The organism is Micromonospora sp. U56 (assembly GCF_018070095.1).
Lineage (GTDB): Bacteria > Actinomycetota > Actinomycetes > Mycobacteriales > Micromonosporaceae > Micromonospora > Micromonospora purpureochromogenes.
Genome location: NZ_JAGPYL010000187.1, coordinates 1 through 8,195, shown reverse-complemented (window position 1 = coordinate 8,195; position 8,195 = coordinate 1). Strand labels below are relative to the sequence as shown.

Genomic DNA, 8,195 nt, shown 5'->3' with positions numbered 1-8,195 from the left:
GGGTGGGGTGGGGTGCGGGGTGGGGTGGGGATGCGGAAGGGGCGCGCCGGTGTGCCGGCGCGCCCCTTCGGGTGGTGCTGGTGGATCACATGCTGGCGATGTCGGCCTGCTTGGCGCGGACGGCCTCGGCGGCCTCCTTCAGGCTGGCCAGCTCGTCGGCGTCCAGGTCGGTCTCGACGACCCGCTTGACGCCCTCGGCGCCGATCTCGGCCTCGACACCCAGGTAGACGCCGGAGATGCCGTACTCGCCGTCGACCCAGGCGCAGACCGGCATGACCTCGCCGGAGTCCTCCGCGACGGCCTTGGCCATCCGGGCGGCGGCGGCCGACGGGGCGTAGTACGCCGAGCCGGTCTTCAACAGCGCCACGACCTCGGCGCCACCGTTGCGGGTCTTGACGACCAGCTCCTCGATCTGCTCGGCCGGCATCGCGTCGCGCAGCGGCTTGCCGTTCACCGTGCTCTTCGACGGCACCGGGACCATGGTGTCGCCGTGCGAGCCGAGGGTCAGGGTCTTGACCGACTTCACCGGCACCTGGAGGGCCTCGGCGACGAAGTTGGTGAACCGGGCGGTGTCGAGCATGCCGGCCTGGCCGAGCACCCGGTTCTTCGGGAACTGGGTGGCGAGCTGGGCCAGCGCGGTCATCTCGTCCAGCGGGTTGGAGACCACGATGACGACCGCGTTCGGGGCGTACTTGGCGACGTTCTCGGCCACCTGACGGACGATCTTGGCGTTCGTCTCCAGCAGGTCCATCCGGCTCATGCCCGGCTTGCGCGGGAGGCCGGCGGTGATGACGACGACGTCCGAGCCCTCGATCGCCTCGTAGCCCTCGCCGTTCGGGCCGGTGGTGACGCCGACGACCTTGGTCTCGAAGCCCTCGACCGCGCGGGACTGGTTGAGGTCCAGCGCGAGACCCGCCGGCTTGCCCTCCACGATGTCGGTGATCACGACGGTGTCGAAGACGTCGTACTCGGCCAGGCGCTGTGCGGTGGTGGAGCCGTAGAAGCCGGCCCCGACGACAGTGACCTTCTTACCCATGGTCGTCCCACTCCCTGCTACCAGTCGGTTTTCCGGACCGTATCAGCCATCCTGGCACCGATCAGGGCAGGGGCGGACAGTTATGACACCGATGGGCACCGTCAGCCCCGCTCAGCCCGTTCCACCACGTTGGTGAGCAGCATGGCGCGGGTCATCGGCCCGACACCGCCGGGCATCGGGACCACCTTGCCGGCCGCCTCGGCCACCTCGGGGTCCACGTCTCCGGTGTACCGGCCCTTGCCGTCCGCGCCGATCACCCGGGTGATGCCGACGTCGACCACGGTCGCGCCCGGGGTGATCATGTCGGCGGTGAGCAGCCCGGGTACCCCCGCCGCGACGATCACGATCTCGGCGGCGCGGGTGTGCGAGGCGAGGTCGAGGGTGCCGGTGTGGCACAGGGTCACGGTGGCGTTCTCGCTGCGCCGGGTGAGCAGCAGCCCCAGCGGGCGGCCGACGGTGTTGCCCCGGCCGACCACGGCGACCGTCGCGCCGCGCAGCGGCACGTCGTGCCGGCGGAGCAGCTCGACGATCCCGCGCGGGGTGCAGGGCAGCGGGGCGTCGTAGCCGAGCACCAGTCGACCGAGGTTGACCGGGTGCAGGCCGTCGGCGTCCTTGTCCGGGTCGATCATCTCCAGCACGCGCTGGGTGTCCAGGTGGGCCGGGAGCGGCAGCTGGACGATGTAGCCGTGGCAGGCCGGGTCGGCGTTCAGCTCGGCGAGGACCGCGTCGACCTGCTGCTGGGTGGCGTCGGCGGGCAGCTCGCGGCGGATGGAGGCGATCCCGACCTCGGCGCAGTCCCGGTGCTTGCCGTTGACGTACGCCTGGGAGCCCGGGTCGGCCCCGACCAGGACGGTGCCGAGGCCCGGGGTGATGCCGCGCTCCGCGAGCGCCTTGACCCGCGTCCGCAACTCGTCCTTGATCTCCGCCGCGGTCGCCTTGCCGTCCAGGATCGTCGCCGTCACGTCCAGATCGTCTCACGGCGACAGCCGCAGGTTGGGGCGACGACCAACCGTGACTGTCCGTTAGGTGGGTTTAATCACCGAGAGTTACCGGGTGTGGAGTCGACCACAGCCCGGGACGGACATGCGTTCATGGAACCGCATAGAGCGGACAGTGGGCCGGCAACCACGCAGCGCGATCCGGAGCGCGCCCCGGGCGCGGAACGCGAGCCTCGAAACCGACATGGAGCTGCGGTTTCCCTGCACCGCTCATAGCAGAGGGGCGGAAGGGCGACAAGACGGTGGCGGGCTTTCCGTTACTGGTTCGCAACGCTCTCGTTGCCGAACAGCCGGGCGCGACCTACCGTTGCCCAACGTTGCGCAGCGTTACCCAACGCCGGGCCTAACTGCGCAGCGTGAGGAGATGAGGAGTCTCAATGCGAGTTCGTAGGCTTGCCGCCTGGACCGCTCTCCCGCTCGCGGTGACGCTTGGCCTGGTGGCCTGCGGCTCGGGCGGCGACGGCGGATCAGGGCAGAGCGACCCCAACGCGGCCGTGCGGATCGAGATCGCCGAGCCGCAGCACCTGGTGCCCACCAACACCAATGAAACCAGTGGTTCGCAGGTGCTCGCCGCCCTGTTCAGCCCGCTGGTCGACTACGACGAGGCCAACAAGCCGTACGAGGTGGCGGCCGAGTCGGTGACGTCGGCGGACAACCGGGTCTGGACGATCAAGCTGAAGGACGGCTACACCTTCCACAACGGCGAGAAGGTCACGGCCGAGAACTACATCGACGCCTGGAACTACGGCGCCTACGCCCCCAACGGCCAGAACTCGAGCTACTTCTTTGAGAAGGTCGCCGGCTACGAGGACCTGCAGGGCGAGAAGCCGGCCGCGAAGACGCTGTCCGGGCTGAAGAAGGTCGACGACCTCACCTTCACCGTGACGCTGGCCGAGCCGTACAGCGAGTTCAAGACGATGCTCGGCTACACGGCCTTCTACCCGCTGCCGAAGGCGGCCTTCTCCGCCCCGGGCGTGCTGGCCGAAGGCTACGAGCAGGCGCCGGTCGGTCAGGGCCCGTTCAAGATCAAGGGCACCTGGCAGCACGACGCCAAGGTCGAGGTCGAGAAGTACGACGCCTTCCCCGGCCAGCAGCCGAAGGTGGCCGGCGTCGAGTTCCGGATCTACCAGCAGCCGACCGCGGCCTACGCGGACGTGCTGTCGGACAACCTGGACGTCATCAAGACCCTCCCGACCGAGAGCCTGTCGACGGCCGCCACCGACCTCGGTGACCGGTTCCAGCAGAGCCCGGCCTCGTCGCTGCAGGTGCTGGCGTTCCCGACGTTCCAGAAGGAATTCAGCAAGCCGGAGGTCCGCAAGGCGATTTCCATGGCGATCGACCGGGACGAGATCACCAAGTCGATCTTCAAGGACTCGCAGCAGCCGGCCCGTTCCTTCGTCTCTCCGGTCGTGGCCGGCTACCGGGAGAACACCATCGGCGCGGCGGGCGAGTTCGACCCGGCCAAGGCCAAGGCGATGTACCAGGCCGCGGGTGGCCCGTCCAAGATCGAGCTGTCGTACAACGGTGACGGCGGCCACAAGGACTGGATCGACGCGACCTGCAACCAGCTCAAGGCCAACCTGGGCGTGGAGTGCGTCGGCACCGCCGAGCCCAAGTTCGCGGACCTGCTGACCAAGCTCAAGGCGAAGCAGCCGGTCGGCCTGTTCCGGATGGGCTGGGTCATGGACTACCCGTCCATGGAGAACTACCTGGGCCCGCTGTACAGCACCAACGGTTCCTCGAACTACTACGGCTACAGCAACCCTGCGTTCGACAGGCTGCTGGCCGAGGGCGCCAAGGCGCCGAACGAGGAAGAGGCGATCAAGAAGTACCAGGCGGCGGAGGACCTCCTGGCCGAGGACCTGCCGGTGATTCCGCTGCGGTACGGCCAGAACAACTTCGGGCACTCGACCAAGGTCAAGAACGTGGAGATGGATCTCTTCGACCGGGTCGACCTGCTGAAGATCGAGGCCGTCAAGTAACACCGCTGGTCGGGTCGGGTCACCGCGAGGTGGCCCGACCCAGCACGCCCTTCGCCCCTTTTCAGAGAGACTTCATAGTATGTTCCGCTTTATTCTGCGGCGACTGCTCCAGATGGTCCTCGCCTTCTTCGGGACCACGCTGATCGTCTACGCACTGATGTTCGCCGGTCAGGGCGACCCGATCCAGGCGCTCGCCGGCGAGCGCCCGGTCACCGCCGCCCAGCGGGCATACCTGACGGAAAAGTTCCACCTCGACCAGACCGGGGTGGGCGGCTTCTTCTACCGCTACTTCGACTACATCAAGAACCTGCTCCAGGGTGACCTCGGGCAGTCGCTGACCGGCCGCCAGATCGGCGACATCCTCGCCGCTGCCTGGCCGGTGACCGTCAAGCTGGCGCTCATCGCGATGGCCGTGACGATCCTGTTCGGCGTCACCGCGGGCGTGCTCGCCGGCATCCGCCGGGCCAGCATCTTCGACAACTCGACGCTGGTGCTGACCCTGCTGGTGCTCGGCATCCCGACCATCGTGCTGGCCCCGCTGGCGCAGTACCTCCTCGGCGTCAAGTGGCAGCTCTTCCCGCCCACCGCCGGCGCCGAGCCCGACCTGTACGCGCTGCTGCTCCCCGGCATCGTGCTCGGCTCGCTCTCGCTGGCCACCGCGCTGCGCCTGACCCGGACCTCGGTGGCGGAGAACCTGCGCGCCGACTACGTCCGGACGGCCCGGTCGAAGGGCCTGGTCAAGCGGCGGATCGTCAGCGTGCACGTGCTGCGCAACTCGCTCATCCCGGTGGTCACCTTCCTCGGCGTCGAGCTGGGCAACCTGATGAGCGGCGCGATCATCACCGAGGGCGTGTTCAACATCCCCGGCGTCGGCTTCAACCTCTTCCGCGGCATCCGCACCGAGGACGGCCCGCTGGTGGTGGGCATCGTCAGCGTGCTCGTCGTGGTCTACCTCCTGTCCAACCTGGTGGTGGACGTCCTGTACGCCGTACTCGACCCGAGGATCCGCTATGAGTGACTTCGAGACCGTGGCGGCCACGGAGAACCAGGCCGCGCGGCGGGGCGTGTCCGGCGAGCCCGGAGCGCCCAACCAGATCGGCGCGCCGCAGAAGGCCCGCAGCCTGGCCGGTGACGCCTGGCGCGACCTGCGCCGCAATCCGATCTTCTGGATCAGCCTCACCCTGGTCGTGGTGGTCGCCGCGATGGCCGCCGTACCCTCGCTCTTCACCGCCAACGACCCGCGCGACTGCCTGCTCTCCCGGCAGCACGACGGGGCGTCCGGCGGGGCCATTTTCGGGTACGACTTCCAGGGCTGCGACACGTACGCCCGGGCGGTCTACGGCGCCCGCGCCTCGCTGCTGGTCGGCGCGCTCTCCGCGCTGATCACCGGCATCATCGCGCTGGTCATCGGCATGCTGGCCGGTTACTTCGGCCGCTGGGTCGACGCGGTGCTCTCCCGCGTGATCGACATCGTGCTCGGCATCCCGCTGCTGCTCGCCGCGATCGTGCTGCTCAAGCGGGTGAGCACCAGCAGCGACAACGTCCGGCTGTTCGCGGTGATCTTCGTGCTGGCGGTGCTCGGCTGGACCACCGCGGCCCGGGTGGTGCGCTCCTCGGTGATCACCGCCAAGGAGCAGGACTACGTGGCGGCGGCCCGGATGCTCGGCGCCGGCAACGGCCGGATCATGTGGCGGCACATCCTGCCGAACGCGCTCGCCCCGGCGATCGTGGTGCTCACCATCGCGCTCGGCTCGTTCATCGCCGCCGAGGCGACGCTGAGCTTCCTCGGCATCGGTCTCAAGGCCCCGACCATCTCGTGGGGCATCGACATCGACGCCGGCCGGGTGCACATGCGGGAGTCGGCGACGCCGCTGGTCGTCCCGTCCGCCTTCCTCGCGCTGACCGTCCTCGCCTTCATCATGCTGGGCGACGCCATCCGCGACGCCTTCGACCCGAAGCTCCGGTGAGAACCTCATGACCCAGTCCGCTGTCCACCCGACGCCGGCCTCTCCCACGCCCGAGGGCGGCCACCTGCTCGACATCCGGGACCTGCACGTCGAGTTCCGGACGAGCGAGGGCGTCGCCAAGGTGATCAACGGCGTCTCCTACCACCTGGACGCCGGCGAGACCCTCGCGGTGCTCGGCGAGTCCGGCTCCGGCAAGTCGGTGACCGCTCAGGCGATCATGGGCATCCTCGACACGCCGCCGGCGGTGATCCGCTCCGGTCAGATCCTCTACCAGGGTCGGGACCTGCTGAAGCAGTCGGAGGAGCAGCGCCGCCAGGTGCGGGGCAAGGAGATCGCAATGATCTTCCAGGACGCTCTCTCCGCGCTGAACCCGGTCTTCGGAGTCGGCTGGCAGATCGGCGAGACGCTGCGCCAGCGCGAGGGGATGTCCAAGGCGGACGCCCGCCGGCGCGCCGTCGAGCTGATGGACCTGGTCCGGATCCCGGCCGCGGCGAAGCGCCTCGGCGACTACCCGCACCAGTTCTCCGGCGGCATGCGGCAGCGCGTCATGATCGCGATGGCGCTGGCGATGAATCCGAAGGTGCTGATCGCCGACGAGCCCACCACCGCGCTGGACGTCACCGTGCAGGCCCAGATCATGGACCTGCTGGCCGACCTGCGCCGGGACCTCAACATGGCGATGATCCTGATCACCCACGACCTCGGCGTGGTCGCCGGCGTCGCGGACCGGATCGCGGTCATGTACGCCGGCCGGATCGTCGAGCACGCCGACGTCCGGTCGCTGTACCGGTCGCCCGCCCACCCGTACACCAAGGGTCTGCTGGAGTCGATCCCGCGCATGGACGTGCGCGGCCAGGAGTTGTCGACGATCAAGGGGCTGCCGCCGAACCTGATGCGGATCCCCTCCGGCTGCCCGTTCCACCCCCGGTGCCCGTACGTGCAGCAGGTCTGCGTGGACGTGGTGCCGCACGACCTGGTCCTCGGCGACGGCCGGACCAGCGCGTGCCACTTCGCCCAGGAGGTCCGAGATGACAGCGCCCGCTAGCCCGACCAAGGTCCGCGGCGAGACCATCCTCTCCGTCGACAACCTGGTCAAGCACTTCCCGATCACCCAGGGCGTGCTGTTCCAGAAGCAGACCGGCGCGGTCCGGGCCGTCGACGGGGTGAGCTTCGAGCTGCGCCGGGGCGAGACCCTGGGCATCGTGGGCGAGTCCGGCTGCGGCAAGTCCACGCTGGCCCGACTGCTGATGCGGCTGGAGACGCCCACCTCCGGCGGGGCCACCCTGGAGGGGAAGGACCTGTTCAAGGCCTCCGGGGCCGAGCTGCGCCGGCTGCGGCGCAACATGCAGATGGTGATGCAGGACCCGTACACCTCGCTCAACCCGCGGATGACGGTCGGCGACATCATCGGCGAGCCGTTCGACATCCACCCGGAGGCGGCGCCGAAGGGCAGCAAGCAGCGGCGGGTGCAGGAGTTGCTGGACGTGGTCGGGCTCAACCCGGAGCACGTCAACCGCTACCCGCACCAGTTCTCCGGCGGCCAGCGCCAGCGCATCGGCATCGCCCGGGCGCTCGCCCTGCGGCCCGAGGTGATCGTCTGCGACGAGCCGGTCTCCGCGCTGGACGTCTCGATCCAGGCGCAGGTGATCAACCTGCTGGAGCAGCTCCAGGACGAGTTCGGGCTGTCGTACATCTTCATCGCGCACGACCTGTCGGTGGTCCGGCACATCTCGGACCGGGTCGCGGTGATGTACCTCGGCAAGATCGTGGAGATCGGCACCGAGGACGAGATCTACGAGCGGGCCACCCACCCGTACACCCAGGCGCTGCTCTCGGCGGTGCCGGTGCCGGACCCGGACGTCCGCAACGACCGGACCATCATCCGGCTCACCGGTGACGTGCCGAGCCCGGCCGATCCGCCGTCCGGCTGCCGCTTCCGTACCCGCTGCTGGAAGGCCCAGGAGGTCTGCGCCCGCGAGGAACCGCTGTCGGTCTCCCGCGCCGCCGACCCCCACCCCTCCGCCTGCCACTTCGCCGAACTCCGCCCGTCCCTCCCCTGACCCTCCCCCACGGTTCCCCGCCGTCGATCATGAAGTTGTTGTCCCGACACGCCGGGTGGTTTCTAGGCTTCAGTGCAACTGATCTTGGTTGGGCTGGGGGTGCTGGTGGCGAGGCCGGGTGTGTTGACGTTCGGGCATCGGCAGGTGTTGGA

At 69.2% G+C, this 8,195-nt stretch carries 7 protein-coding genes; 5 read left to right on the top strand and 2 right to left on the bottom strand.

Features of this window, described 5'->3' with window-relative positions; all coding sequences use genetic code 11:
- Window positions 1–85: 85 nt before the first annotated feature.
- Together mdh and KBX37_RS32465 are read right to left on the bottom strand one after the other, a co-directional pair.
- Complete coding sequence (gene mdh, locus KBX37_RS32470) at window positions 86–1,036, bottom strand: malate dehydrogenase (protein WP_210779655.1); 951 nt, start codon at window positions 1,034–1,036, stop codon at window positions 86–88.
- Between the two features lie 101 nt (window positions 1,037–1,137).
- Window positions 1,138–1,998: a bifunctional methylenetetrahydrofolate dehydrogenase/methenyltetrahydrofolate cyclohydrolase gene (locus tag KBX37_RS32465; protein ID WP_210779654.1), complete on the bottom strand. Its 861-nt coding sequence runs from the start codon at window positions 1,996–1,998 to the stop codon at window positions 1,138–1,140.
- Window positions 1,999–2,411: 413 nt separating this feature from the next.
- On the opposite strand from KBX37_RS32465, the gene KBX37_RS32460 reads away from it, so the two are divergent.
- From KBX37_RS32460 to KBX37_RS32440, 5 genes are all read left to right on the top strand, one after another.
- Window positions 2,412–4,016: an ABC transporter substrate-binding protein gene (locus tag KBX37_RS32460; RefSeq protein ID WP_210779653.1), complete on the top strand. Its 1,605-nt coding sequence runs from the start codon at window positions 2,412–2,414 to the stop codon at window positions 4,014–4,016.
- Between the two features lie 79 nt (window positions 4,017–4,095).
- Complete coding sequence (locus KBX37_RS32455) at window positions 4,096–5,034, top strand: ABC transporter permease (protein ID WP_154941917.1); 939 nt, start codon at window positions 4,096–4,098, stop codon at window positions 5,032–5,034.
- On the top strand, window positions 5,027–5,983 hold the full coding sequence (locus KBX37_RS32450; RefSeq protein ID WP_210779652.1) for an ABC transporter permease: 957 nt from the start codon (window positions 5,027–5,029) through the stop codon (window positions 5,981–5,983). Before KBX37_RS32455 ends, KBX37_RS32450 begins: the two co-directional genes overlap by 8 nt.
- Window positions 5,984–5,990: 7 nt before the next feature.
- Complete coding sequence (locus KBX37_RS32445) at window positions 5,991–7,028, top strand: ABC transporter ATP-binding protein (RefSeq protein WP_210779651.1); 1,038 nt, start codon at window positions 5,991–5,993, stop codon at window positions 7,026–7,028.
- On the top strand, window positions 7,012–8,043 hold the full coding sequence (locus KBX37_RS32440) for an ABC transporter ATP-binding protein (RefSeq protein ID WP_088960363.1): 1,032 nt from the start codon (window positions 7,012–7,014) through the stop codon (window positions 8,041–8,043). The genes KBX37_RS32445 and KBX37_RS32440 overlap by 17 nt, the downstream gene beginning before the upstream one ends.
- Window positions 8,044–8,195: the final 152 nt, after the last annotated feature.